The 25,069-nt window shown below is 53.8% G+C and carries 21 protein-coding genes and 3 tRNA genes; 16 read left to right on the top strand and 8 right to left on the bottom strand.

Annotation, left to right across the window (positions count from 1 at the left end):
* The first annotated feature begins 102 nt into the window (after positions 1-102).
* From DUT67_RS18690 to DUT67_RS18675, 4 genes are all read left to right on the top strand, one after another.
* Complete coding sequence (locus DUT67_RS18690) at positions 103-1,008, top strand: LysR family transcriptional regulator (RefSeq protein WP_113632098.1); 906 nt, start codon at positions 103-105, stop codon at positions 1,006-1,008.
* A gap of 103 nt (positions 1,009-1,111) precedes the next feature.
* A tRNA-Leu gene (locus tag DUT67_RS18685) sits at positions 1,112-1,198 on the top strand.
* 77 nt (positions 1,199-1,275) lie between these two features.
* A tRNA-Leu gene (locus DUT67_RS18680) sits at positions 1,276-1,362 on the top strand.
* Between the two features lie 74 nt (positions 1,363-1,436).
* Positions 1,437-1,523: transfer RNA gene (locus DUT67_RS18675), tRNA-Leu, on the top strand.
* A gap of 120 nt (positions 1,524-1,643) precedes the next feature.
* On the opposite strand, the gene DUT67_RS18670 is transcribed toward DUT67_RS18675, so the two are convergent.
* Positions 1,644-1,934 (bottom strand): DUF1435 domain-containing protein, encoded by a 291-nt coding sequence (locus DUT67_RS18670; protein ID WP_048258741.1) that lies wholly within the window; start codon positions 1,932-1,934, stop codon positions 1,644-1,646.
* Between the two features lie 106 nt (positions 1,935-2,040).
* Positions 2,041-2,943 carry a LysR family transcriptional regulator gene (locus DUT67_RS18665; RefSeq protein WP_048258742.1) on the bottom strand — a complete coding sequence of 301 codons (903 nt, stop codon included), beginning with the start codon at positions 2,941-2,943 and terminating at the stop codon, positions 2,041-2,043.
* Positions 2,944-3,071: 128 nt separating this feature from the next.
* Between DUT67_RS18665 and budA the strand changes: the two genes are divergently transcribed.
* Together budA and alsS are read left to right on the top strand one after the other, a co-directional pair.
* Positions 3,072-3,854 (top strand): acetolactate decarboxylase, encoded by a 783-nt coding sequence (gene budA, locus DUT67_RS18660; RefSeq protein WP_113632097.1) that lies wholly within the window; start codon positions 3,072-3,074, stop codon positions 3,852-3,854.
* A 21-nt stretch (positions 3,855-3,875) separates the two neighbouring features.
* The gene (alsS, locus tag DUT67_RS18655; RefSeq protein ID WP_113632096.1) at positions 3,876-5,555 is read left to right on the top strand and encodes an acetolactate synthase AlsS; all 1,680 of its coding nucleotides are present in this window, start codon (positions 3,876-3,878) and stop codon (positions 5,553-5,555) included.
* 102 nt (positions 5,556-5,657) lie between these two features.
* On the opposite strand, the gene fucO is transcribed toward alsS, so the two are convergent.
* Positions 5,658-6,809 (bottom strand): lactaldehyde reductase, encoded by a 1,152-nt coding sequence (gene fucO / locus DUT67_RS18650; protein WP_113632095.1) that lies wholly within the window; start codon positions 6,807-6,809, stop codon positions 5,658-5,660.
* A gap of 563 nt (positions 6,810-7,372) precedes the next feature.
* On the opposite strand from fucO, the gene gcvT reads away from it, so the two are divergent.
* The 3 genes from gcvT (at position 7,373) to gcvP (ending at position 11,918) form a co-directional block, all read left to right on the top strand.
* On the top strand, positions 7,373-8,488 hold the full coding sequence (gene gcvT, locus DUT67_RS18645) for a glycine cleavage system aminomethyltransferase GcvT (RefSeq protein ID WP_368350106.1): 1,116 nt from the start codon (positions 7,373-7,375) through the stop codon (positions 8,486-8,488).
* Positions 8,489-8,549: 61 nt separating this feature from the next.
* Positions 8,550-8,942, top strand: a complete 393-nt coding sequence (gene gcvH, locus DUT67_RS18640; protein WP_048258747.1) for a glycine cleavage system protein GcvH — start codon at positions 8,550-8,552, stop codon at positions 8,940-8,942.
* A gap of 102 nt (positions 8,943-9,044) precedes the next feature.
* A complete protein-coding gene (gene gcvP / locus DUT67_RS18635; protein ID WP_113626282.1) occupies positions 9,045-11,918 on the top strand; it encodes an aminomethyl-transferring glycine dehydrogenase in 2,874 nt (957 codons plus the stop codon).
* 133 nt (positions 11,919-12,051) lie between these two features.
* On the opposite strand, the gene DUT67_RS18630 is transcribed toward gcvP, so the two are convergent.
* Positions 12,052-12,417, bottom strand: a complete 366-nt coding sequence (locus DUT67_RS18630; protein WP_113626281.1) for a helix-turn-helix domain-containing protein — start codon at positions 12,415-12,417, stop codon at positions 12,052-12,054.
* Between the two features lie 104 nt (positions 12,418-12,521).
* Here DUT67_RS18630 and DUT67_RS18625 point away from each other — a divergent pair, with 104 nt between their 5' ends.
* The 6 genes from DUT67_RS18625 to DUT67_RS18600 all read left to right on the top strand — a co-directional run bounded on the left by DUT67_RS18625 (position 12,522) and on the right by DUT67_RS18600 (position 18,546).
* Positions 12,522-13,271 carry an SDR family oxidoreductase gene (locus tag DUT67_RS18625; RefSeq protein ID WP_113626524.1) on the top strand — a complete coding sequence of 250 codons (750 nt, stop codon included), beginning with the start codon at positions 12,522-12,524 and terminating at the stop codon, positions 13,269-13,271.
* Positions 13,272-13,406: 135 nt separating this feature from the next.
* Entirely contained in the window at positions 13,407-14,279 is an 873-nt protein-coding gene (locus tag DUT67_RS18620) for a carbohydrate ABC transporter permease (RefSeq protein WP_113632094.1), read from the top strand.
* Positions 14,269-15,168 carry a carbohydrate ABC transporter permease gene (locus tag DUT67_RS18615; protein ID WP_113632093.1) on the top strand — a complete coding sequence of 300 codons (900 nt, stop codon included), beginning with the start codon at positions 14,269-14,271 and terminating at the stop codon, positions 15,166-15,168. Before DUT67_RS18620 ends, DUT67_RS18615 begins: the two co-directional genes overlap by 11 nt.
* A 165-nt stretch (positions 15,169-15,333) precedes the next feature.
* Positions 15,334-16,158, top strand: a complete 825-nt coding sequence (locus tag DUT67_RS18610; RefSeq protein WP_113626278.1) for a phosphodiesterase — start codon at positions 15,334-15,336, stop codon at positions 16,156-16,158.
* Positions 16,158-17,246 (top strand): ABC transporter ATP-binding protein, encoded by a 1,089-nt coding sequence (locus DUT67_RS18605; protein ID WP_113632092.1) that lies wholly within the window; start codon positions 16,158-16,160, stop codon positions 17,244-17,246. Before DUT67_RS18610 ends, DUT67_RS18605 begins: the two co-directional genes overlap by 1 nt.
* On the top strand, positions 17,239-18,546 hold the full coding sequence (locus DUT67_RS18600) for an ABC transporter substrate-binding protein (RefSeq protein WP_039290013.1): 1,308 nt from the start codon (positions 17,239-17,241) through the stop codon (positions 18,544-18,546). Before DUT67_RS18605 ends, DUT67_RS18600 begins: the two co-directional genes overlap by 8 nt.
* 68 nt (positions 18,547-18,614) lie before the next feature.
* On the opposite strand, the gene DUT67_RS18595 is transcribed toward DUT67_RS18600, so the two are convergent.
* The 4 genes from DUT67_RS18595 to DUT67_RS18580 all read right to left on the bottom strand — a co-directional run bounded on the left by DUT67_RS18595 (position 18,615) and on the right by DUT67_RS18580 (position 23,998).
* Positions 18,615-19,877 (bottom strand): MFS transporter, encoded by a 1,263-nt coding sequence (locus tag DUT67_RS18595; protein ID WP_113632091.1) that lies wholly within the window; start codon positions 19,875-19,877, stop codon positions 18,615-18,617.
* A 93-nt stretch (positions 19,878-19,970) separates the two neighbouring features.
* Entirely contained in the window at positions 19,971-22,115 is a 2,145-nt protein-coding gene (locus tag DUT67_RS18590; protein ID WP_113632090.1) for an alpha-galactosidase, read from the bottom strand.
* Between the two features lie 215 nt (positions 22,116-22,330).
* Positions 22,331-23,335: a LacI family DNA-binding transcriptional regulator gene (locus DUT67_RS18585; protein ID WP_113632089.1), complete on the bottom strand. Its 1,005-nt coding sequence runs from the start codon at positions 23,333-23,335 to the stop codon at positions 22,331-22,333.
* Between the two features lie 54 nt (positions 23,336-23,389).
* Complete coding sequence (locus DUT67_RS18580; RefSeq protein WP_048258756.1) at positions 23,390-23,998, bottom strand: HD family hydrolase; 609 nt, start codon at positions 23,996-23,998, stop codon at positions 23,390-23,392.
* Between the two features lie 402 nt (positions 23,999-24,400).
* Between DUT67_RS18580 and DUT67_RS18575 the strand changes: the two genes are divergently transcribed.
* A complete protein-coding gene (locus DUT67_RS18575) occupies positions 24,401-25,048 on the top strand; it encodes a hemolysin III family protein (protein ID WP_113632088.1) in 648 nt (215 codons plus the stop codon).
* The last annotated feature ends 21 nt before the right edge of the window (positions 25,049-25,069 follow it).

The following is a 25,069-nucleotide window of genomic DNA, read 5'->3' as shown; positions in this document are numbered from 1 at the left end:
TCATCTCGTTGGCAGTGAAAGCAGTCTGGTTGTTTATCCAAAAAAGATAAATACCGCTTTTTATGCAACACTATTCAAAAATAACCAACAATGGTGGTGGCGATGGATCATATTCAAGCGATGCGGGTTTTTGTTCGTATTGTTGAACTGGGCAGCTTTAGCCGTGCAGCGGAGCGGCTGGCGTTACCGCGTGCAACGGTGAGCAACACCATCAAACAGCTTGAAGGACGGCTGGGTGTACGTTTACTGCAACGCACGACCCGCCAGGTGCACATCACCGATGAAGGGCGCGTTTATTATGAACGTTGCCTGCAATTGCTCGCTGAAATTGAAGAGATCGACACGCTTTTCACACAGCAAAAGCTACAGCCGGTTGGTAAAGTGCGGGTGGATATGCCGCACTCTCTGGCGCGGGAAATCGTTGTTCCAGCATTGGGTGAGTTCTATGCGCGTTATCCGCAAGTGACGCTGATGCTGAGTGCTAACGATGCGGCGATTAATGTGCTGCGTGAAGGCGTCGACTGCGTGCTGCGTGCCTGGCAAACGGATGATGAGACGCTAGCGACCCGCCATTTGCCGTCGATGCCGCAGGTCACCTGTGCGTCTGCTGACTATCTGGCGCGATATGGCGTGCCGCGTTCGCTTGATGAACTGTCGGGGCATCACATGGTGGGTTATTTCTCTCTGCGTACCGAGTTCCTCTATCCGCTGGAATTTATGTCTGGCGACGAGCGTATTACGCGTATGCTGCCCGGCACGTTGCAGGTAAACGGTGCTGATGCCTATATCGCAGGTGCGTGCGCTGGGCTGGGGATTATTCAGGCGCCGCGTCGTGGTCTGCGTCCTTTTCTTGAAAGCGGAGAGCTGGTAGAAATTTTGCCGGAGATACCGCCGCCCGCAATGCCGCTTTACGTGATGTATACACCCGGTCGCTTTCTTGCGCCGCGGATTCGGGTGTTCATAGAATGGCTCGATGAACTCTTTACGCGCAACGCCGTTGTGAGATGATGAATTTTGCAGCAAACCCCGCATTCCAGAGGAAATAATCATTGACGTGAACGCGAAAACCTCTAGAATTCGCCCCCGTAGTGATATTGCGTAAAGCAGTGTTGCGAAGGTGGCGGAATTGGTAGACGCGCTAGCTTCAGGTGTTAGTGTTCTTACGGACGTGAGGGTTCAAGTCCCTCTCTTCGCACCAACATCACTACGACGGTTCTGGTTTGTCGAACCGAAGCAGTAATCAGTATTGCGTGACCAGAAATACATGACAGAATTGCGAAGGTGGCGGAATTGGTAGACGCGCTAGCTTCAGGTGTTAGTGTTCTTACGGACGTGAGGGTTCAAGTCCCTCTCTTCGCACCATGTCGTGATAGGTTTGCCGCATAAGACAGTTATTGCATAAAATAGTACTGTGTAAGACAAGCAACGTTCTCAGTGCGAAGGTGGCGGAATTGGTAGACGCGCTAGCTTCAGGTGTTAGTGTCCTTACGGACGTGAGGGTTCAAGTCCCTCTCTTCGCACCACCGAACGCCTCGGTATTTTCCTGATTTTCCTCTCTGTTTATTCTTTTTTATCTTATTCCTAGCTATAGCGCTTTTCTGCGTTTGTTGGCCATTCTGTGCTGTTTATCATTCCGCGTGTGTTTATAACGTCGTCAAATTAAACATAACGGATAGCGCCGCCAAACCGCCAGCCAGCGCAATGCAGGATGGCAGCAGCAAATAGTGGCGCAAACGTTGATGAAACAGCATGGCGAGGGTTGCCAATAAAGCGATGGCGATAATCACTTTCAGGTGCGTCAGGTTCAGATTGAGCAGCGCTAGCAACGGCATAATGGCACAAGGTAACAGCACGCCCCAGGCACTAGACAGATGCTTCCCCATACACCAGCTCACACCCCATAGCCCACAAGCTGTGATCATTGCTGTCAGCATTTCTCCACCCGTCAAAAATGATAATGATAACCAATATCATATAAGAATTTATATCAATTACTAGTTTTTTGACGAGCAGATTGCTGGAATTTTCTACTTAGCGGCATTAATCGGAATGTTGGCGACTTAGATGCTGGCGTATCAGGTGGATCATGTTCACGATCACGGCTGATCGTTCATGTTTACGCCAGATAGCCGCAATTTGTGTATGGACTTCGGGCATGCCGATATCATGATAGGTTACATTATCAGCCTTAATACAGGCGAGCGACTCCGGTATAAGGGTAATGCCGAAGCCTGCGGCGACCATCCCGATGGTGGCCGTCAACTGTGGGGCAAAGGGACTCGGTTTGGGACCATAACCTGACAGGTAGCAAGTCCGAATAATCATATCGTGCAGCCCCGGACATACCTCGCGTGGGAAAATAATCAGCGGTTCCTGGCGCAACTCGCTTAGCGAGACCTGCGTTTTATGGCTAAGCGCATGCCCAGCAGGTAACACCAATTTCATTGGCTCTTCGGCCAAAATTTCCCCGTTAATATCATCACTGAGATCGCAAGGTAAGCGCAGAAATGCGATGTCGATATTGCGTTCTTGCAGCGCGGTGATGAGCAATGCTGGATTTTCTTCCTTCGGTAGCGGCTGAACATGAGGATGCTGCTGGCAGTAGCAATGCAGCAGCCCAAGCACGGTGGGATGGAACATGGCCGACGGTGAAAAGCCCACGTTCAGGCTACCTTTTTCGCCTCGTGCAATGCTTCTTGTCCGCGCGATCGCCGAATCGGTGAGTTGCAGAATCCGGCGCGCGTCCTCATACAGTGCTTGTCCCGCCTCCGTCATTTCTACGCCGCGCGTCAGCCGCTTGAACAGCGGTGTACCGATCTCCTGCTCGAATTTCTTGATTTGCTGGCTGAGGGGCGGTTGTGACATCCCCAGATTTTCTGCCGCACGAGTGAAATTCCGGGCTTGTGCAACGGCGACAAAATAGCGCAGGTAACGTAGTTCCATTCACGTAACTCCATATCTTTCCGATCTTGAAATGACCTTTATTGCATATTGGAATTTTGTTCTCTCCTGCGTCAATCTTTATCTAAAGATTAGTAATGTTTAAGTAATTGGGCGGTGAGAAGGAATGTATGAAAACGAGTATCGGTGAACAATCCTGTGAAGAAGCCTTTGCTAGCTACGCTTATGACTTTCGGCAGGAGCACGCAGACTGCGTTATTTATCAGACTTCATTAATGAGTGGGCTAATAAATGGCGTATACGAAGGTAGCAGAACGATGGCTGAATTACTGGAGCATGGCGACTTTGGATTAGGAACATTTAATAGTTTGGATGGGGAACTGGTTGCATTAAATAGCCAGATTTTCCAACTGTTATCTGATGGTAGCGCACGGGCGGCGAGGCCGGAGCAGAAAACGCCATTCGCGGTAATGACGTTCTTCCGCCCGACGGAAACGATCCGTTTTCATCGCTGGACCTCACGTGAAGACGTACATCGCCAGATCGATGAGATCGTAGGAACGGACAACCTGTTCTGTGCGTTGCGGATTGATGGACGTTTTCGCTGTGTTGAAACGCGTACCGTCCCTCGGCAGTGCCGGCCTTATAAGCCGATGCAGGAGGCCATTGAAGGGCAGCCGACGTTTCATTTTGAACACCGGAGCGGCAGCGTTATTGGGTTTCGCAGCCCAGCTTATACTCAGGGAATTAATGTCGCGGGTTACCACGAACACTTTATTACTGACGATCGCCAAGGCGGTGGCCATATTCTGAATTATGACGTTGAAAACGGCACGCTGACATTTGGCGTGATCGCCAAATTGATCATCGACCTGCCTCAGGATCGGGAGTTTCTCAATGCCGATCTGTCATCAGAAAACCTCAATAGCGTAATCAAGTCAGTAGAGAGCTAGTCATTTCATCGGAGTCATGTCATGGAAAAGTCCACCGAACAGCAAAGCTGGAGTAGCGGAGCCGAGCTGATTGTAAAACACTTAGAAGCGCAGGGCGTGAAGCATATTTTTGGTATTCCCGGCGCAAAAATTGATCGTGTGTTTGATGAGCTGGAAGACTCGACGATTCAAACGATTCCAGTACGGCACGAGGCGAACGGCGCATTTATGGCGGCGGCAATAGGACGCCTCACAGGGAAAGCTGGCGTGACGCTGGTGACATCCGGCCCCGGCTGCTCCAATCTGGTGACGGGATTGGCGACGGCAACCGCAGAGGGAGATGCCGTCGTGGCGCTGGGCGGAGCGGTTAAAAGAGCGGATAAGCTCAAGTTGACGCACCAGAGTCTGGACACGGTTAGCCTGTTTCAGCCAGTCAGTAAATTCAGTGCGGAAATCACGGCATCTTCTGCAATATCGGAAGTGTTGGCTAATGCATTCCGGGCAGCGGAAAGTGGGCGGCCGGGGGCGGCGTTTGTCAGCCTGCCGCAGGATATCGTCAATGAGCCGGTTATTAGCCCGATACTGGCCTGCCCGCATTTGCCGCTGTTAAACGGTGCGCCACAGAGTGACATTGCTGAAGCGGCCAAACGGCTGCGGCAGGCTAAAAATCCAGTGTTGCTGCTCGGATTAATGGCCAGCCAGCAGGAAAATGCACAGGCACTGCGCCGTTTTCTGCACCATAGTCAGTTGCCGATGACCAGCACGTATCAGGCTGCTGGCGTAATCGACCAGCAACAGTTCAATCATTTTGCCGGACGTGTCGGACTATTCAACAATCAGGCTGGAGATAAGCTGCTGCAACAGGCGGACGTGATTGTCACCGTGGGTTACAGCCCGATTGAGTATGATCCATCGTTGTGGAACAACGGCAAAGCGACGCTGATTCACATTGATGTGCTGCGAGCGGAGATCGACAGTGCCTATCGCCCTGATATTGAGCTGCTCGGGAATATCGCGATGACGATGGACACGTTGAATGCCTGTATCAGTGAACCTTTTATCTTGTCTGCTGATACACAGTCTGTATTGCAGGATCGTCAGCGCCAGCGGCACGATCTCAGCACGCGTGCCATCAACATGACAGGATTTGCAATCCACCCGCTGCGTCTGGTGCGGGCGATGCAGGATATCGTGAATGAGGATGTCACGCTGTGTGTGGATATGGGGAGCTTTCATATCTGGCTAGCGCGTTACCTGTATAGCTTCCGGGCACGACAGATTCTGATGACTAACGGTCAGCAGACCATGGGGGTAGCATTACCGTGGGCGATAGCCGCATCGCTGGTACAACCCGGCAAAAAAGTGGTCTCCGTTTCCGGCGACGGTGGATTTATGCAATCCAGCATGGAGCTGGAAACGGCGGTGCGCCTGAAAAGCAATCTCCTGCATATCATCTGGGTGGATAACGGCTACAACATGGTGGAAATCCAGCAACTGCACAAATACCATCGCCCTGCGGGCGTGTCGTTCGGGCCGATTGATTTCAAAGCCTACGCAGAAGCGTTTGGCGCGAAAGGATTTGCGGTAGAATCTGCCGATGAACTGGTTAGCAAACTCCGCCAGGCAATGGACGTTGACGGCCCCGCAGTGATTGCCATTCCGGTTGATTATTCGGACAACCACTGGCTGATGGAGAATCTGAATATTAGTGTGCTGATTTAGTGTGTATAGATTTAGCGTATATACATGTTGTGCCCGCACAGTAACGAGAGCGGGCACAAAACAAAGCCTTGTTGTCATGCGCTAATAAATGGTTATAAAACCTCAATAAATAGACTGATACAGCGCTTTTATGTCGTCGATGTTGGTATCGCGCGGGTTACCGCCGGTGCAGACATCGTCAAAGGCGGCCTGCGCCAGCGCTGGAATATCCTCTTCTTTCACGCCGACATCGCGCAATCTCGGTGGGATATCTACATCGTGAGAAAGCTGTCGCACCGCATGAATCGCCGCTTCTCGCGCCTGAGTGATTGGCATGTCTGCCGCGCCTTTTACCCCCATCGCAACCGCAATATCCCGGAATTTTTCACCGGTGTAATCGGCGTTGTAGGCCATGATGTGCGGCAGCAGGATCGCATTAGCGACGCCGTGCGGGGTGTTGTAGAACGCGCCGAGCGGGTGCGCCATGCCGTGTACCAGCCCAAGTCCAACGTTCGAGAATCCCATACCGGCGATGTATTGCCCCAGTGCCATTTCTTCCACGCCTTTCGGCTGCCCGGCAACGGAATCGCGCAGTGAACGGCTGATAATTTCAATGGCCTTTAGGTGTAGTGTATCAGTCAGTTCCCAGGCGGCTTTGGTAGTGAAACCCTCAATGGCGTGCGTCAGAGCGTCAATCCCCGTTGCAGCTTTAAGCGAGGCAGGCATGCTCATCATCATATCGGGATCGACAATGGCAACAATCGGAATGTCATGTGGATCGACGCACACGAATTTGCGGCGTTTTTCTTCATCGGTGATTACGTAATTGATCGTAACCTCAGCTGCCGTGCCGGAGGTGGTCGGGATAGCGATAATCGGGACGGCAGGGCGCCGGGTGGCTGCAGCGCCTTCGAGGCTGCGAACATCGGCGAATTCAGGATTATTGATAATAATTCCGATAGCTTTACAGGTATCCTGCGGTGAGCCTCCGCCAATCGCGATCAGGTAATCGGCCTGCGAGGCCTTGAAGCGCTCAATGCCCCTTTCCACCACGCTAATAGTGGGGTTTGGAATCACCTCATCGTAGATATCGTAGGGCAACCCAGCAGCATCCAGCTTCGCCGTAACCTTGGCAGCGACACCGAATTTAACCAAATTCTTGTCTGTCACCAACAGCGCTTTCTTGAACCCTCGCCGCTTCACCTCATCGACTATCTGAGCGATGGAACCGGCACCAAAATAGGATGTTTCGTTAAGGATCATTCTGTTAGCCATCATCTCTCTCCTAATAGCGTTTGATTTTGATAAATCGAAAAATACATGCTGCGCAATTCCTTGCTATTAGTATGGGAAATGTTGGCTATGAATGCCTTCCACCTGCTGCCATGTACAGCTTGTACGCTGGCACTGAGGTAAAGACGCTTGAGAAGTGGCTCACAGAATCGTGATGGTGGTTGTGTAAGGGGGGAAGCTAGGTTGAGATTCGCTGTTAGATTTTGATTGAAAAAATCTAATTTAGGTCTGTTTTTATCATTATTTTATCTAATCCGAATAGGTTTTTTATTCAGTTGGCATTTCCTGAGTTATCCAGTTTTAATGTCATAAATTCGTGTTATCTACTCGTTTAAATAATTTATGTGCTTAATTTTGCCTATTGTTAAGCATATTACGCTGCTTTGTTTTTTGTGAGTGACTCGATTTTCTTCTCTTTCTATATAATTTATCTTATGACTAAGAGTGTGGTTTAACCTGCGCTTCGGTGGTAAGTTCAGTTAGAAGATATCGTTTGCGCAGTGTGTTTTATCGCCTGAACGCCGTGCGCTGAAGAGGGATGAGGAATGGCAAAGCAGACCCCGTTGTACCAACAGCATCTGGCCGATGGCGCCAAAATGGTGGATTTTCATGGCTGGATGATGCCACTGCATTACGGCTCCCAACTGGATGAGCACCACATTGTGCGTCGGGACGCTGGCATTTTTGATGTCTCCCACATGACTATCGTCGATTTGCATGGTGTGAGAACCCGTGAGTTTCTGCGTTATCTGCTGGCGAATGATGTCGCCAAACTCACACAGCCAGGCAAAGCGCTTTATACCGGCATGCTGAATGCCTCCGGCGGTGTGATCGACGATCTGATCGTTTATTTTCTGACAGAAGACTATTTCCGTCTGGTGGTGAACTCTGCAACGCGTGAAAAAGATCTCGCTTGGATCGAGCAGCATGCTGCCGCGTTCGGTGTCGAAATCCGTGAGCGCGACGAGCTGGCGCTCGTCGCGGTACAAGGTCCGCAGGCGCAGGAAAAAGTTCAAGGCCTCCTGAAGGCAAAAGGCCTGAGTGATGAAGACGTGGCTGCGGTTGCCAGCATGAAGCCGTTTTTTGGCAAGCAGGCGGGGGACTTCTTCGTCGCCACGACGGGATATACGGGCGAAGCGGGTTATGAAATCGCGCTGCCAAATGAGCAGGTGGTCGATTTCTGGCAGCAACTGCTGGCGGTTGGCGTGAAGCCTTGTGGACTGGGCGCACGCGATACGCTGCGGCTGGAAGCTGGGATGAACCTGTACGGTCAGGATATGGATGAGGGAATTTCGCCGCTGGCGGCCAATATGGGCTGGACAATCGCCTGGCAGCCGGAAGATCGCCAGTTTATCGGGCGTGAGGCATTAACGCATCAGCGTGAAAAAGGCACCGAGCAACTGGTTGGTTTGGTACTGACGGAAAAAGGCGTATTGCGCAATGATTTACCTGTGCGCTTTACTGATAGTGATGGCGTAATGTGCGAAGGGGTGATCACCAGCGGATCGTTCTCGCCGACGCTTGGCGTCAGTATTGCGCTGGCGCGTGTTCCGGCGGGAATTGGTGAGCAGGCTATCGTGCAGATTCGTAATCGCGAACTGCCCGTGCGCGTGACCAAACCCGGCTTTGTTCGTGCCGGAAAAGCCATCGTTCAGTATTAATAGCAGCTTGCTTATCAAAATAAGCCTATAGAATTAACGACTTTAAGAAAGAGGGGATTTAATGAGCAATGTACCAACAGAATTAAAATATGCCACGTCACACGAATGGGTACTGCATGAAGGCGGCGGTATCTACAGCGTGGGTATTACCGAACATGCGCAGGAACTTCTGGGTGACATGGTGTTTATCGATTTACCGGAAGTGGGCACGGTAGTCGCGGCAGGCGAGGATTGTGCGGTGGCGGAGTCGGTAAAAGCGGCCTCGGATATTTATGCGCCTATCAGCGGTGAGATCGTGGAAGTTAACGACGATCTGGAAAACTCCCCTGAGCTGGTTAACAGCGCGCCTTATACTGACGGCTGGCTGTTCCGTATCAAAATTTCTGATGAGTCTGATTTGGATGAACTGCTTGATGCCGAAGGCTATCAGGCGTCGTTAGAAGAAGACGAGTAGTTATTGCGCCCCGGCCTTTGTGCTGGGGCGTTTGATTTTATTCGCTGCGTCGTATTCCAACGCGGCAGCGATTTATTACGATTGATGCAGGAATTTACTGTAATGACCCAGACACTCAGTCAACTCGAACATGACGGCGCGTTTATCGAGCGCCATATCGGTCCTTCCGTCAGCCAGCAGCAGCACATGCTGTCGGTGGTGGGGGCGACATCGCTGGATGCGCTGATTCGCCAGATTGTCCCTGCGGACATTCAACTGCCTAGCCCGCCAGCGGTGGGGGAAGCCGTGACGGAACATGAGGCGTTAGCTGAGCTGAAGGCCATTGCAGGACGCAATCAACGTTATAAAAGCTATATCGGCATGGGCTACAGCGCCGTGCTGATGCCGCCAGTGATTTTACGCAACGTGCTGGAAAACCCAGGTTGGTATACCGCCTATACGCCGTACCAGCCGGAAGTCTCGCAGGGGCGTCTTGAAGCGCTGCTGAATTTCCAGCAGGTTACACAGGATTTAACCGGGTTGGATCTGGCCTCCGCTTCGCTGCTGGATGAAGCCACTGCCGCTGCGGAAGCGATGGCGATGGCAAAACGCATCAGTAAACTCAAACAGGCCGAGCGTTTCTTCGTTGCCGATGATGTACACCCGCAAACGCTAGACGTGGTGCGTACCCGTGCGGAAACGTTCGGTTTTGAAATTGTGGTCGGCAAAGCTGAAGAGGCGCTGAAAGACGATGCGGTGTTCGGCGTCCTGCTGCAACAGGCAGGAACCACGGGCGAACTGCACGATTACAGCGACCTGATGGCCGCACTGAAAGCGCGTAAGGTCGTCAGCTGCGTGGCGTCAGATATTATGGCATTGGTTGTACTGACCGCGCCGGGCAAGCAGGGCGCGGATATCGTCTTTGGTTCAGCACAGCGTTTCGGCGTGCCGATGGGCTACGGCGGCCCACATGCGGCGTTCTTCGCCTGTCGTGATGAACATAAACGTGCCATGCCGGGCCGTATTATCGGCGTGTCGCGCGATGCGGCGGGCAATACTGCGCTGCGCATGGCGATGCAGACGCGTGAACAGCATATTCGCCGCGAGAAGGCGAATTCCAATATTTGTACTTCGCAGGTGTTGCTGGCCAACATTGCAGGGATGTATGCGGTATTCCACGGGCCGGAAGGGCTCAAACGTATTGCGGGGCGTATCCATCGTCTGACTGACATTCTGGCGGCAGGGTTAACGCAGGGCGGACTACTGCTGCGCCACCGCAGCTGGTTCGACACGCTAACCATTGAGGTTGCGGACAAGGACGCGGTACTGAGCCGGGCATTAAGTTTTGGCATCAATCTGCGCAGCGATTTGGCGAGTGCCGTGGGTATCACGCTGGATGAAGCGACTACGCGTGAAGACGTGCTGGCGCTGTTCGCGGTGTTGTTAGGTGAGGATCACGGGCTGGATGTTGAAGCGCTTGATGCGTCCATCGGTCAGCAGGCTGCAACGATCCCGGCTGGTTTGCTGCGTCATGATGCGATCCTGTCGCATCCGGTTTTCAACCGCTATCACAGCGAAACCGAGATGATGCGCTATCTGCACCGTCTGGCGCGTAAGGATCTGGCGCTGAATCAGGCGATGATCCCGCTCGGCTCTTGCACCATGAAGCTTAATGCGGCGGCGGAAATGCTGCCGATTACCTGGCCTGAATTTGCCGAACTGCACCCGTTCTGCCCGCCGGAACAGGCGCTGGGCTATCGTCAGATGATCGAGCAGCTATCGGGCTGGCTGGTGCAGTTGACGGGTTATGATGCCGTTTGCATGCAGCCTAATTCGGGCGCACAGGGTGAATATGCGGGGCTGTTGGCGATCCGTCGCTATCATGAGAGCCGCAATGAAGCGGGTCGCCATCTTTGCCTGATCCCTAGCTCCGCGCACGGAACTAACCCAGCATCGGCGCAGATGGCGGGGATGGAAGTGGTGGTCGTTGCCTGTGATAAACAGGGCAACATCGACCTGCACGATCTGCGTGAGAAGGCGCAGGCGGCGGGCGAACAGCTTTCCTGCATCATGGTGACCTATCCGTCTACCCACGGCGTCTATGAAGAGACGATTCGCGAAGTGTGCCAGATCGTGCATCAATACGGTGGTCAGGTGTATCTGGATGGCGCGAATATGAACGCACAGGTCGGCATTACGACGCCGGGCTACATTGGCGCGGACGTATCGCACCTGAACCTGCATAAAACCTTCTGTATTCCGCACGGCGGCGGCGGGCCGGGCATGGGGCCGATTGGCGTGAAAGCGCATCTGGCGCCGTTTGTGCCGGGTCATCAGGTGGTCAAAATTGATGGTGTGCTGACGGAACAAGGGGCTGTCTCTGCGGCACCGTTCGGTAGCGCCTCTATCCTGCCGATTAGCTGGATGTACATCCGCATGATGGGCGCGGAAGGGCTGAAGCAAGCCAGCCAGATGGCGATCCTGAACGCTAACTATATCGCAACGCGCTTGCAGCAGGCCTATCCGGTGCTTTATACCGGCCGTGATGGTCGTGTTGCGCACGAGTGCATTCTGGATATTCGTCCACTCAAGGAAAGTACGGGCATCAGCGAAATGGATATTGCCAAGCGTCTGATTGATTACGGTTTCCATGCGCCAACTATGTCGTTCCCAGTAGCGGGCACGCTGATGGTGGAACCGACGGAATCAGAAAGTCAGGTGGAGATCGACCGCTTTATTGATGCGATGCTGGCGATCCGTTCCGAAATCAATCGCGTTGCGCAGGGCGAATGGCCGCTGGACGACAACCCGCTGGTCAATGCCCCGCACACGCAGGCAGAGCTGGTGGCTGACTGGGCGCATCCATACAGCCGCGAGCTAGCGGTATTCCCGGCAGGTAGCGAACACAAATACTGGCCGAGCGTGAAGCGTCTGGACGATGTTTACGGCGACCGTAACCTGTTCTGCTCGTGTGTGCCGATGAGCGACTATGCGTAATTAACCGCACTGGCAGTCATTTACAACGTCAGTCGCGTTGTTGCTCATGGTTCTTTAAAGCCTCCTCTCTACAGAGGAGGCTTTAATTTATTGATTTTGTTATTTTTATCCCTCCTCAGTCGGCATCGTGTGATTAGCCACCATCAGCCAATGTTTTGCCATGTGCCCTCATCCAGTCTGCCAGCGAATCCAGCGTTGGCTGGAGCGATTTGCCCAGTGGCGTGATCTGGTACTCCACTCGCGGTGGCACTTCGGCATACACCTTACGTTGCACCAGCTTGCGCTGTTCAAACAGGCGCAGTTGTCGTGTCAGTTCCTTCTGAGTGATAGGGGCGATAGCGCGTTGTAGTGCACTAAAGCGCACGGGTTCGCCGATCACGATCAGGCGGTACAGTATGGGGATCGCCCATTTCCCCGCGATGAGATTGACAAAATTTACCATTGGGCACGGTTCTGCCATGTCAGATGGCGTATTTGCTGATGGGCCGTGAACAGACATAGGGTTCCAATATCCTCTTTAGTATCCAATTGGTGCCTACTTACAAAAGGATACTATTGATGAAATACTGCCGTTTTTCAAGCAACGAGACAGGACACATCATGATGAAACGGCTACAAGATAAGTTTGCTTTGATCACGGGTGGCACCAGTGGCATTGGGATAGAAACGGCACGTCAGTTTCTGGCCGAAGGGGCGACGGTCGCGATTACTGGACGCGATGAGAACGCGCTGGCGCGTGCGCAGGCTGAGTTAGGCCATTCTACGTTGGCGATCCGTTGCGATGCCGGAGACATCCGCGCCCAGCATGATCTGGCGCAGACGCTGGCACAGCAATGGCCGCGTCTGGACGTGTTGTATGCTAATGCAGGCGATGTCACCCATCGTTCCCTGGAGGACTGGGATGAAGCGGCTTGGGATCGACTCATGGCAACCAATATCAAAGGGCCGTTCTTTCTTGTTCAGGCACTACTGCCGCTGCTGAACAACCCGGCCTCGGTGATCCTATGTGGATCAACCAGTGCCCATATTGGTTTACCGCAGAGCAGCGCCTACGCCGCGAGCAAAGCGGGATTACTCTCACTGGCGCGCACACTGTCGGCTGAACTGGTGACGCGCGGCATTCGGGTTAACGGCTTGAGTCCTGGCCCCACCGAAACGCCCGCGCTTGATAAACTGGGTCTGTCCCCCGAACAGCAACGTGCCATGCAGGAGCAAATTCGACAGTTGGTGCCGATTGGTCGAATGGGAACGCCGTGGGAACTGGCGAAGGCTGCTGTTTTCCTAGCCTCTGACGAATCCCGCTTTGTTGTCGGAACGGAACTGCTGGTCGATGGTGGCGTTGCTAATTTGTAGAAGATGGGCCTGCGAAATCATTCGCAGGCATATTTTCCCAATCGGAAAACAAACTGTCATTAAACTGACGCCCCTTTGACACGCTGGCGTTCTAGGGTAAGGCCTCTGTGTTTCACACTGAGCGACCCTAGAGTTATGCGTGCAAAATGCTTTCCCTACCTTGTGCTGTTGCCGACGCTGGTTTTTTTGCTTGCCTTCACCTATTTCCCTCTGCTGCGTTCAGTCATCGACAGCCTGTATGACACTCGTTTGAATGCCGATACGCCGCTGTTCGTCGGGTTGGATAATTTTGTGCGTCTGGTGCAGGACGCCGTGTTCTGGCAGGCGTTGCTGAACAACGTGCTGTATATCCTGATGACGGTCGTGCCCGGCGTGCTGTTGGCGCTGTTGCTGGCGGTGCTGCTGTGGGAAAACACGCGCGTGAATCGCTGGCTGCGTACTGCCTTTTTCTTTCCGATGATTATTCCGCTAGTGAGCGCCGCAACGCTGTGGCTGTTCATCTTTATGCCGGGGCTGGGGCTGCTGGATTATTATCTGGCGAAAGTGTTCGGCCCGATGAACAACAACTATCTCGGTATGAGCGACAGCGCGCTAGTGGCGGTGAGCGTCATTGGTATCTGGAAGTTTGCGGGTTATTACATGCTGTTTTTTCTCGCTGGTCTGCAAGCGATTTCTGCCTCTGCACGCGAGGCGGCGCTGATGGAGGGAGCCTCGCGGCGTCAGGTGTTTTTCTACGTCACGCTGCCGCTGCTGCGGCCAACCATCGCCTTCGTGGTCACCATCGCTTTTATCTACGCCATTACTCAGATTGATCACGTCGCCGTGATGACGCGCGGCGGGCCGAATAACGCCACGACCGTGCTGCTTTATTACATTCAGGATCTGGCGAATGACACCCACGATCTGGGCAAAGCCTCTGCGGCTACCTTCCTGACACTGGTGCTGTTGTTCGCCTTTTCCATTATGAATCTGAAGGTGCTGGAGAAGGGGGCACATTATGAGCGCTGAAAATCAGATCGTTGACGTTCGGAGCGTGAAAAGCCAGCGCGCTGAAAGCCGAAGCGCGACCAACCCTCTACGTATCACGACGCGGTTCACGTTGCCGCTGCTGCTGATTTGCGCCGCGTTGCTGTGGGTCAGTCCGTTTATCTGGATGCTGTCTTCTTCCGTCAGTGCCAGCAGTTTTGGCGTGGATATGGCCTCGCTGTTGCCGCGTTTTCCGTTGACGTTCGACAACTTCCGCGATGCGTGGGACAGCGCCGACTGGTTACGGCTCTACACCAACACGCTGATCTTTGCGGTCGGCACGTTTCTGGTTCAGTTGGTCACGATCACCACGGCGGGCTACATCTTCGCTTATCACGAATTCCGTGGCAAAACGCTGCTGTTCTACCTGTTGCTGATTCAAATGATGATCATGCCTGTCGTCATGATGGTGCCAAACATGATGACGCTAAAACAGCTTGGCCTGCTCAATACCCTGACTGGCGTGATGATGCCGTATTTCGCCTCCGCATTTGGCGTGTTTCTGATGCGTCAGGCGTTTCTCAATATCGCTAAAGAGATCGAAGAAGCCGCGTTGATGGAAGGCTGCCGCTGGTGGCAGGTGGTGTTTCACGTCCTGATTCCTATGACCTGGCCGTCGATTCTGGCCTTCGCCACGGTCAGCATTACCTACCACTGGAACGAATATCTCTGGCCGCTGATGGTACTCAACGACCCGGACAAACAGGTGCTGACCATCGGGCTGGTGTCGTTCGCGATGGGCGCAGAGTCCGGCGGACAGTGGGGATTGATCTGCGCGGGTACGCTGCTGGTGTGCCTGCCGCTGATGGTGGCCTTTGTGGTGTTCCAGAAGCAGTTCCTGAGCAGCTTCGGCTTCTCGGGCATTAAGTAAATAAATCGCCAACGGGAAGATGCGGGTTACTTACTTTTATTGATTAGGAGAAACACAGGGGGAGGTTCCCGCAGGGACGCCTCACCCCTGTGGTCGCTCCGTGTATCTCGATCCTTAAGCGATCGGTGTTCGCCAACGGGCGAAATAATGATAGAGGTGGTTGTTATGTTGCTGGCTCAGATTTCCGATCTGCATTTTCGCAGTGAAGGGCGCAAGCTCTATGAGTTTATTGATATTAACGGGGAAAATGCCAAAGTCATCAATCAGCTAAATGCGCTGAGCGAGCGGCCGGACGCGGTGGTCATTAGCGGCGACATCGTCAACTGTGGGCGTCCGCAGGAGTATCAGGTTGCCCAGCGTGTGTTACAAATGCTGGATTATCCGCTGTACGTGATTCCGGGAAATCATGATGACAAACAGCATTTTCTCAACGCGATGCGTCCACTTTGCCCGCAATTGGGCGATGATCCAGAAAATATTCGCTATGCGGTGGATGATTTCCCGATGCGTCTGCTGTTCATCGACACCAGCCTGACTGGTCAGGCGAAAGGCTGGCTGACGCCGTCCACGCTAGGCTGGCTGGAACAGCAATTGCAGGATCACTCAACGCGTGAAACGGCGATCTTCATGCACCACCCGCCGCTGCCGTTGGGATCGGCGCATATGGATCGTATCGCCTGCGAAAATGGGCACGAGCTGCTGACGTTGATCGAACGCTTCCCGCAGCTTACGCGGATCTTCTGCGGCCATACGCATCGCCTGATTATGACGCAGCATCGGCAGGCGATTATCGCTACGGTGCCGGGCACCGTCCATCAGGTGCCGTATTTCTACTATGACGACACGTCATACTATAACCTGGAACCCGCCAGCGTAGTCATGCACCGCTATGTACCAGTAACCGGGCTGGTGAGTTACAGCCAGTCGATCGCGTCGAACACCGGGCCTTACCTCTACGATCCACGAATCAGCTGTCCGGTGGATGCGTAATGGCCGTGATTCAGTTACGCAATATCAGTAAACGCTTCGAACACATGCAGGCGCTGGCGTCGCTGTCGTTAGATATCGCCGACGGTGAGTTTCTGGTGCTGGTCGGGCCGTCCGGCTGTGGCAAAAGTACGCTGCTGCGTATGTTGGCCGGTCTGGAAGACGTGAGCGATGGGCAAATTCTACTGGGTGATGACGACATCACGACATGGAGTCCGAAGCAGCGCAATTTCTCGATGATCTTCCAGAACTACGCGTTGTTTCCGCACCTGACGGTTGAGCAGAACATCACTTTCGGCATGCGGATGCGCGGTGAGCCGAAAGCCGAGTATCCACAACGGGTACAGCGCGTTGCCAGCCTGCTTCAGCTTGAGCCGTTACTCAACCGCAAGCCGGGAAAACTGTCCGGTGGCCAACGTCAGCGCGTGGCGATGGCTCGGGCGATCGTGCGCGATCCACGCTTGTTTCTGATGGATGAACCGCTGTCGAATCTGGATGCTCGGCTGCGCAGTGATGTGCGGGACGGCATTATGGATCTGCATCGGCAGTTGAAAACGACCACCGTCTACGTCACGCACGATCAGATCGAGGCAATGACGATGGCGGACAGGATCGCCGTGCTGGATCGCGGTGTGTTGCAGCAGGTCGGTACGCCGGAACAGCTGTATTCTCACCCGGCTAACGTCTTTGTTGCCGGATTTATCGGCACGCCCGCAATGAATATGGTGACGCTGGCATGTTCCGATGGTCACGCGTTTTTACAAGCATTGCCTGTGGCGCTGCCCGCGAGTGAAGAAACACGTTCATTAACCAGTGTGCTGCTAGGGGTTCGACCGGAGCATCTTACCGAACACGCCGCGTCAGACGGCGATTTGTCATTGTCGGGAACGGTGAAGCAACGGGAGCTGTTTGGCGCGGAGTATCTGATTCATGTGGATACGCCGTTGGGCAATATTCGCTACCGTCGTCCAAATCGCGATGGCGTGCCGAACATCGGCGCGTCCGTGGTGCTTCATTTTTCACCGCAGGATTGTCATTGGTTTTCTGGGCAAACCGCCCGTAATTTATCCCAGGAGAAAAGAAATGCGTAAGCCTCGTATGATGGCGCTGGCGATAGCCTTGCTGATGTCTGGCCCTGCTCTGGCAAAAGAGAATATCGATTTTATGTTCCCCGCGCCGGTTGATGGCAAGCTGACGATGGAAATGACGCGCATCATCAAAGAGTACAACCAATCGCAAGATCAGGTTGAAGTGCGTGGGATCTTCACCGGCAGTTACGACACGACGAAAGTGAAAGCGGAAGCCGCTGCCAAAGCGGGCGATCCGCCAGCGCTGGTGATTATGTCTGCAAACTTCACCGCCGATCTGGTCATCAAAGATGAAATCCTGCCGATGGACGAGCTGTTCAAATACGGCAACGAAAAAGCCACGCCTTTCCTGACCAAAAACTTCTGGCCCGCGCTGCATCAGAACGCGCAGGTGATGGGGGTGACTTACGCGATCCCGTTCCACAACTCGACGCCGATCCTCTATTACAACGAAGACATGCTGAAGAAGGCGGGCTTTAACGAACCGCCAAAAAATTGGGATGAAGTGGCTGCGGTCGCCAAAAAACTGACCGATCCGGCGAAAGGGCAGTGGGGCATCATGATCCCGTCCACGAACGATGACTACGGCGGCTGGATGCTGTCTGCACTGACGCGTGCTAACGGCGGGGCGTATTATAATGCCGACTATCCGGGTGAAGTGTATTACAACACCGCATCGACCAAAGGTGCGCTCCAGTTCTGGCGTGATTTGGTGTACCGCGACAAAGCAATGCCTGCCGGTGTGCTGAATTCCAAACAAATCAGCGCCGCGTTTTTCTCCGGCAAGTTGGGTATGGCGATGCTGAGCACCGGTGCGCTGGGCTTTATGCGCGAAAACACCAAAGATTTCTCGCTCGGTGTGGCGATGATGCCGGAAAAAGAGCGTCGCGGTGTGACCATCGGCGGGGCGAGTTTGGTGAGCTTCAAAGGGATTTCCGAGGAGAAGAAGAAAGCGGCCTGGCAGTTTATGAACTATCTGGTCAGCCCGGAAGTCAGCGGAAGCTGGAGCCGCTTCACTGGCTACTTCGCACCGCGTATGGCAGCCTACGATCTGCCAGAAATGAAAGACTATCTGGCGAAAGATCCGCGCGCAGCCATTGCGTTGTCACAGTTGCAATATGCCCATCCGTGGTACGCAACCTATGAAACGGTCGCGGTACGCAAAGCGATGGAAAATCAGCTTGCGGCGCTGTTAAACGATCCAGCGAAAAAGGTCGATGACGCTGCTGCCGCTGCACAGAAAGAGGCCGATGGCATCATGAAGCCTTACGTGGATAAAACCGCGCTGCGAGACGTGAAATAACACTATCTCCCCCGCCCTGTTGATACTCATTCAACGGGGCGGGATGAGTGCCCGGAGTGAGACAGTTTTTAGTGCGCAGCCTGAGAATGTAGATTCGTCGTACTGCGTGAAGATGACAGCGTAAAGGCGGAGATCACCGTAAAGGTGAGCGCGATGCCACCAAGAATCAGGTAAGTCTGGTTGAAGCCGATACGATCGTACAGATTGCCCGCGGCAGAGGAGAGAAATATCGCCATGAACTGTTTAGCGAACTGGAAGCCCACCAGATAAATCGTGGCCGACAAGCGCGAATCAAACGTATTGGCGATGTATTTAAAGACCCCGATGAGCAGTAACGGCACTTCGAAGGCGTGCAGCATCTTCAGGATGATGACTTCTGTGATAGACGTAGCGCAGGCTGAACCCAAGATTCTGATCGACATAATGGTTCCCGCCACCAGCAGCGCATTTTTGGCACCGATCCGACCGATCAGCCACGGTGTGCAGAACATCACCAGCGCATTCGCCGCTTCCCCAGCCGTGGTGACAAAACCAAAGATCTGATTACCCTGTTCCTGTGAACTAAAGAACGATTTAAAGAAATTAGCGAATTGCTGATCGTAGACGTCATAAATACAGGCGACGCCGACCACGTACAGCACCAGCAACCAGAACTGACGATTGGCCAGCAGGCCTAATGCCAGCTTCAGGCTAAAAGGCGAGGCATTGGCACCGAGCGAGTCTATGACGGCGGCGGTCGGGTTACTTTCTGTCTTCGCCAGACACAGCAGCACGATCAAAATAATTGCTGACCCGGATCCCATCCAAAACACAATATCGGGATTGATGTTAAACAGCATACCCGCCGTTGAGGCACAGATTCCCCAGCCAAAGCAGCCAAACATGCGCGCCTTACCGTACTCAAAATGGTGCTGTCGGCTGATGCGTTCGATATAGGCTTCAATGGCTCCGGCTCCTGCGCTGAAAGAGAAGCCGATATACAGGCCGCCGACTAAAGCACCCAGTATCACGTTGATTTTTAACAGCGGGGCGAAAACATACAGGAAGAAAGGGGCAAAAAAGAGCAGCAGCACGGATATCACCCAGAGCAGGTGCTTCTTCATGCCCAGCTTGTCGGACAGAATGCCGAGGAACGGTTGAAACAGGATTGCGAACAACGACAGGAAGGAAAAGACGATGCCAGTATCGGTTTTATTGAGCCCGATAACGTCCGACAACCAAATCGGCAAAAACGGAAAACACGTCGCCATGATGAAAAAATAAAGAAAGAAGAACGCGCCGAAAATCCAGAAGTTACGGTTATTTTTGTAGTAGCAGGAAGTAGTAGGCATCTTTATTCCCTCCTAGAGGGCAGAAGTCATCATGACGCGGGACAGTGCTGTCCCGCGCGGTCGTGTTGCGAATGTGTAGGGCTGGGGAAAAAGCTAGCTGCTGGTGCTCTCCGGTACCGCGGAAAGCTCGACCAGAATGGCGGTTTCTGGCGTCAGGATGGGGAGGGCAAGACCGGCCTGCATCAGCCAATCGCCGGACACCACCAGCGGTTGGCGTAACCAAGGTGGAAGTTCACGCATGGTGCCGCCACCTTCGCGCACCGTTTTGATTTCCGGGCCGTCCAGCAGTTTGATTTCATAACGTGCGTCAGGCAGCAGGCCAGGGAAGCGAAGCGTGCCTGCTAGCGAATAATCTGGCATGCGCAACTGGGCTACCTGGAAAACGGCATGCTGCCGATCGCGGCTCACCACGCCAGTGACTTGCACCGTATCGTCCGGCATCTCGACCCGCCAGGTTGTGCCGCTGTGCAGCAGCGGGCGCAGCGTTTTATGCAACTGGATATAGTGGCGATAGCCTTCCAGCTCGTCATCATCGGCTTTGACAGGATCGAGCTCGATTCCCATATGGCCGAACAGGGCGGTCAGGCCGCGAAACGCGATAGTGTGACGCCGATACGTGGCGTGGCAGCGGGCGTGTCCGATGTGTTGCCCCATCACCTCTGGCGGGAAGAAGTAGCTCATACCGCGTTGGATGGTCTGACGCTCCAGCGCGTCGTTGTTATCCGATACCCAGAAACGTTGGGTGCGCGCCAGCACGCCATAATCGATGCGGCCGCCGCCGGAGGCGCAGGATTCAAATTCGACATGGGGAAAACGCTGGCGCAGGGTATCGAGCAGGCGATAAAACTGTCGGGTTTGCGCATCGGCGGCCAGACGTCCTTCATGGCCGGGCTGCACCAGTTCGCGGTTCATATCCCATTTCACATAATCGACAGGGTGCTCGCCCAGCAGCCAGCTCAGTCGCTCCAGTAAATAAGCGAAGGCGTCGGGCTGGTTTAAATTCAGCACATACTGGTAGCGACCCGTGGGCTGCTCGTAGCCGGGCAATTGCAGCACCCACTCAGGATGAGCACGGAACAAATCGGAATCGGGGTTAATCATCTCCGGTTCGACCCAAATACCGAACTCCATTCCCAACGCTTTGACATGCTCAATGACCGGCATCAGCCCGTTAGGGTACTTTTCCTCGTCCAGATACCAGTCACCGAGCGCGGCTCTGTCGTGATGACGCCCGCGGAACCAGCCGTCGTCGATAATGAAGCGCTCTACGCCGACGTCGGCTGCTTTGCTCGCCATCTGCATGATGTACTCTGGGGAGTGATCGAAATAGATCCCTTCCCACGTATTGAGGTGCACCGGGCGGGGCTTATCGCCGCAGAATTGGATCAGCGATTGGCGTAAGAAGGTGTGATAGCGCTGGCTCATGCCGTTCAGGCCAGTGTCGGAGAACGCCGCGTAGACCCACGGTGTCGTGAGCGATTCCGACTGTGCCAGCGTGATTTCGCCCGGCAGATAAAGGGCTTCTGCCTGTACGACGCGACGTCCGTCGGTTTTGATATCGGCACGCAGACGGTGGTTGCCGCTCCAGCCTAAATGCACGCCCCAGACGGTGCCACGCTGTTCGCTAAACGCGGACTCACCGAGAATAAAGGCAGGGAAATATTCGTGCGAGCTTCTTCCCCGTCGGCTTTCCTGAATAAAACCGCCGTGCTGCAACGTGAGGCGATGAGCCTGAAACTCACGCAGCCAGCGACCGTGAAACGCCATGACATCGCTCGCTCGTTCTGGGACGGGCAGCGTGACGGCAAGACGCTGTACTTGCCAGGCGTCAGCGCGCAGATTCTGTAACGTGTGGCGCAGTTGTAGCACATCGGTCTGCGGATCCAGTCGCAGTTCACTGGTCAGGCGAAGGCCAGCCTGTGTGTCGTCTGCCGTGATGGTGAGCGTGTTGTCTTGAACATCAACCTGCGTGGTCGTGAAGATCGGCGCGGCGTCGTAACCTGAACGGTGGCCTTCAATACCCGGTGAACCGAACTGACCACGTCCGTATTCCATCGCCAGCGTCAGGGGGAGATCGACATCCAGACGACCATTGGCGACGGGGCGTTGCAGAGAAACGATATCTTCTGGCGAAAAACCGCGCAGCTGTGGCCCCCAGTAGAGAATTTCTGCTGCCGGGGCGCAGCGCACGATGACATCGCACGCTGCGCTGGTTAATTGAACAATATCACGCATCATAAGAAAGGCTCCAAATTACGACCAAACTGCAAGTTGTGCCTTTCAGTGAAAGCTTAAACGTTTAAGTCATCAACTTAAACGTTTAAGAAATGTGATTTTGTTAAAATAATCGTCAGTAAATGGGAGCGAATTTCGATGAAGATGTGAACGGCGTCTCGCTGGCGGCTGGCATAAAAAACCAACCGATGTCTTTATGAGAGAGGGGGCGGAATAGCTTAGGCGGGAAAACTCGTTTTACCGATGCGCAGCGTCGGCTGCCATAACACCTGCAAATTTTCTACGGCTTCGCCTGCGATGAGCGCCTGCGTCATGCTGGCAATCTGTTCGCCAACCTGTTCGCGTGTCGCCTGTTCTATTGCGGTTACGTTGAGGTCGGTCAGGCTGTCCTGTGGTAAACCGTCATACATCACTAACGCGATAGGATGTGAACCGGAAAGGCGACCAGCCTGCTGCAATACGGCAACGGCGCCGTCGCCGTGAACGTTACCATCCATCACAATCGCGGTTGGCGGTTCAGGTAACGCCAGAAGGTCGAGCATGGCCTGGTAGCCCGCGCGACGTGTTGGATCAACACCACGCAGATAGGCATCGTGAAACGGCAAATCGTGGCGTTGCAGAGCATCGCGATAACCCTGACGGCGCTGCATGATGAACGCCTGCGGATGGTCTTCGCTTAACATGGCGATGCGGCGGTGGCCGAGCGTAATCAGGTGTTCAGTCGCCAGCGCCATGCCTGCGCGGTTGTCAAAATCGAACCAGGCGTAAGGGTGTGGTAGCTGGCTGCGTCCCAGCGCCAGAAAAGGCACCTTGTGGCGTTGTAGCAACATCAGTCGCGCATCCTGTTCGCACGTGTGTGCCACAATCAGCGCGTCGATACGGTGGCTGGTGATCAACCGGACAGCGCCCTGACAGGCGTCTTGTTCGTCTGCCAGTAGGAGAAAATCCACGTCGTGCTGCGCCAGTTTGCTGCTGATCGCGCCAATCATCTCAAAAAAGATATCGTTACTCAGGGAGGAGGCGTAGGGATAGACCAGCCCAACCGCATTGCTTTTGCCCATTTTCAGTCGTCGCGCGTGCGTATTGGGGCGATAGCCGATGCGTTCCGCTTCTTCCTGAATACGCTGGCGCGTAGCTTCGGAGATATCCCGATGACCGTTCAGAGCGCGGCTCACCGCCGCCACCGACAAACCCAGGTTATTCGCGATTGTTTTTAAAGACATCACCCTCTCCTGACGTGAATGCCCGGCGACGGGGCGTCTATCGGGAAAACCGAATTATAGCAACCATCCCTTGGCTTTGGCGTCTTCCAGATGCTGCTTCATGTATTGCCACAGTTCCGGGTTGATCGTGGCGATGAACTCGGCGCGGTCGAGAACCTGTTCCAGACGGATGCCGTTTTCTACCCAACTTTGGCCGCCGTTGTACAGATTCATCAGCATCGGCATAACGCGATCGAGCACCAGAGCAAACTGGGCGCTGGGGGTTTCATTCGCTTCGTATTCTTCCCACAGATCGTGGAATTGTTGACGCTGCGGCTCCGGCAGCAGGCCGAAAATGCGGGCTGCGGCAGCGACTTCCTGGTCGTGAATCGCAAGACGCGCGGAAAGATCGTAAACGATCACATCGCCCGCATCGATTTCGACGATATCGTGAATCAGCGCCATTTGGATCACGCGCTGAATATCTACGCCTTCACCCGCGTAAGGCGCCAGCGCCATCGCGGCGACGGCAAAATGCCAGCTGTGTTCGGCAGAATCTTCGTGACGTTCGCTGCCGATAATCTTTGTGCGACGCTGCACGCTTTTCAATTTATCGATTTCTATCAGAAAGCCGAAGACATCGGTCATGGAACCGAAATTCAGAATAGATGGGGAAGATGACATGAAAAGCTTACCTCTTGCAGTGAAAACGATGCAGTAAAAATCATGCACTGACAAATACAGAAAGGCGCTGTGAGCGTCTGAACCGGATAACCGTTAATGCGAATAACCGATAAGGACGACAGAGCCCTTCAAAAAACAGGAAGATATCGAAGTCGGACATTCTAGGGGATGTTGCCCGAGATTGACATGCATGATCGCACGTTAAGAGGGCGGAGAAGCCAAAAGTAAGGCGGGAATAATTATTTTAGCTTACACGTGTACACTGAAACTATTCTCAGTTAATCTGCTCAAAGGTTAAACACTTCGCCTGTTTCGCCCTGCACAAGAACGGGAAAGGTAAGGTGGATGACGTCAGCGCACGACGCTGTTGAATGTGTACTGTTAATACTACGGAACCTATTGATGTCAAAAAATGCACAGATGTCGGACTACTCGCTGGCAGAGGAAATTGCGAATAGCATAAGCCATGGAATTGGTGTGATTTTCGGTATTGTGGGTCTGGTTTTACTGCTGGTACAGGCGGTCAACAATGACGCTGGCAGCGTGGCGATTACCAGCTACAGCCTCTATGGCGGCAGCATTATCCTGCTGTTTTTAGCGTCGACGCTGTACCACGCGATTCCCTCGCCGCGCATCAAACCGTGGCTGAAAAAATTCGACCACTGCGCTATTTATCTATTGATTGCCGGAACCTATACGCCATTTTTGCTGGTCGGGCTGGATTCACCGCTGGCGCATGGCTTGATGGTTGTCATCTGGAGCATGGCGTTGTTGGGTGTGATCTTCAAGCTGGCGTTTGCCCACCGTTTTGAAGTGCTGTCGTTGATTACCTATCTGGTCATGGGCTGGCTGTCGCTGGTGGTGATTTATCAGATGGTGATGAAGCTGTCGGCGGGGAGTGTGACGCTGCTGGCGGTGGGCGGCGTGGTGTATACGCTGGGGGTGATTTTCTACGCCAGTAAGCGCATTCCCTATAATCACGCGATTTGGCACGGATTTGTTTTAGGCGGCAGCGTTTGCCACTTTTTGGCGATTTATCTTTATATTTAAGTTCGTATAAAACGCATGAGC

It is taken from the genome of Pectobacterium peruviense (assembly GCF_003312355.2).
In the GTDB taxonomy this organism is placed as follows: domain Bacteria; phylum Pseudomonadota; class Gammaproteobacteria; order Enterobacterales; family Enterobacteriaceae; genus Pectobacterium; species Pectobacterium peruviense.
The sequence above is the reverse complement of the archived record's forward strand: the minus strand, read 5'-3'. Positions and strand labels throughout refer to the sequence as shown.

What these genes read in the sequence shown, in the direction of transcription:
- DUT67_RS18690 (WP_113632098.1), top strand. Translation starts at nt 103, where the DNA reads ATGGATCATATTCAAGCGATGCGGGTTTTTGTTCGTATTGTTGAACTG.
- DUT67_RS18670 (WP_048258741.1), bottom strand. Translation starts at nt 1,934, where the DNA reads ATGCTGACAGCAATGATCACAGCTTGTGGGCTATGGGGTGTGAGCTGG.
- DUT67_RS18665 (WP_048258742.1), bottom strand. Translation starts at nt 2,943, where the DNA reads ATGGAACTACGTTACCTGCGCTATTTTGTCGCCGTTGCACAAGCCCGG.
- budA (WP_113632097.1), top strand. Translation starts at nt 3,072, where the DNA reads ATGAAAACGAGTATCGGTGAACAATCCTGTGAAGAAGCCTTTGCTAGC.
- alsS (WP_113632096.1), top strand. Translation starts at nt 3,876, where the DNA reads ATGGAAAAGTCCACCGAACAGCAAAGCTGGAGTAGCGGAGCCGAGCTG.
- fucO (WP_113632095.1), bottom strand. Translation starts at nt 6,809, where the DNA reads ATGGCTAACAGAATGATCCTTAACGAAACATCCTATTTTGGTGCCGGT.
- gcvT (WP_368350106.1), top strand. Translation starts at nt 7,373, where the DNA reads ATGGCAAAGCAGACCCCGTTGTACCAACAGCATCTGGCCGATGGCGCC.
- gcvH (WP_048258747.1), top strand. Translation starts at nt 8,550, where the DNA reads ATGAGCAATGTACCAACAGAATTAAAATATGCCACGTCACACGAATGG.
- gcvP (WP_113626282.1), top strand. Translation starts at nt 9,045, where the DNA reads ATGACCCAGACACTCAGTCAACTCGAACATGACGGCGCGTTTATCGAG.
- DUT67_RS18630 (WP_113626281.1), bottom strand. Translation starts at nt 12,417, where the DNA reads ATGTCTGTTCACGGCCCATCAGCAAATACGCCATCTGACATGGCAGAA.
- DUT67_RS18625 (WP_113626524.1), top strand. Translation starts at nt 12,522, where the DNA reads ATGAAACGGCTACAAGATAAGTTTGCTTTGATCACGGGTGGCACCAGT.
- DUT67_RS18620 (WP_113632094.1), top strand. Translation starts at nt 13,407, where the DNA reads ATGCGTGCAAAATGCTTTCCCTACCTTGTGCTGTTGCCGACGCTGGTT.
- DUT67_RS18615 (WP_113632093.1), top strand. Translation starts at nt 14,269, where the DNA reads ATGAGCGCTGAAAATCAGATCGTTGACGTTCGGAGCGTGAAAAGCCAG.
- DUT67_RS18610 (WP_113626278.1), top strand. Translation starts at nt 15,334, where the DNA reads ATGTTGCTGGCTCAGATTTCCGATCTGCATTTTCGCAGTGAAGGGCGC.
- DUT67_RS18605 (WP_113632092.1), top strand. Translation starts at nt 16,158, where the DNA reads ATGGCCGTGATTCAGTTACGCAATATCAGTAAACGCTTCGAACACATG.
- DUT67_RS18600 (WP_039290013.1), top strand. Translation starts at nt 17,239, where the DNA reads ATGCGTAAGCCTCGTATGATGGCGCTGGCGATAGCCTTGCTGATGTCT.
- DUT67_RS18595 (WP_113632091.1), bottom strand. Translation starts at nt 19,877, where the DNA reads ATGCCTACTACTTCCTGCTACTACAAAAATAACCGTAACTTCTGGATT.
- DUT67_RS18590 (WP_113632090.1), bottom strand. Translation starts at nt 22,115, where the DNA reads ATGATGCGTGATATTGTTCAATTAACCAGCGCAGCGTGCGATGTCATC.
- DUT67_RS18585 (WP_113632089.1), bottom strand. Translation starts at nt 23,335, where the DNA reads ATGTCTTTAAAAACAATCGCGAATAACCTGGGTTTGTCGGTGGCGGCG.
- DUT67_RS18580 (WP_048258756.1), bottom strand. Translation starts at nt 23,998, where the DNA reads ATGTCATCTTCCCCATCTATTCTGAATTTCGGTTCCATGACCGATGTC.
- DUT67_RS18575 (WP_113632088.1), top strand. Translation starts at nt 24,401, where the DNA reads ATGTCAAAAAATGCACAGATGTCGGACTACTCGCTGGCAGAGGAAATT.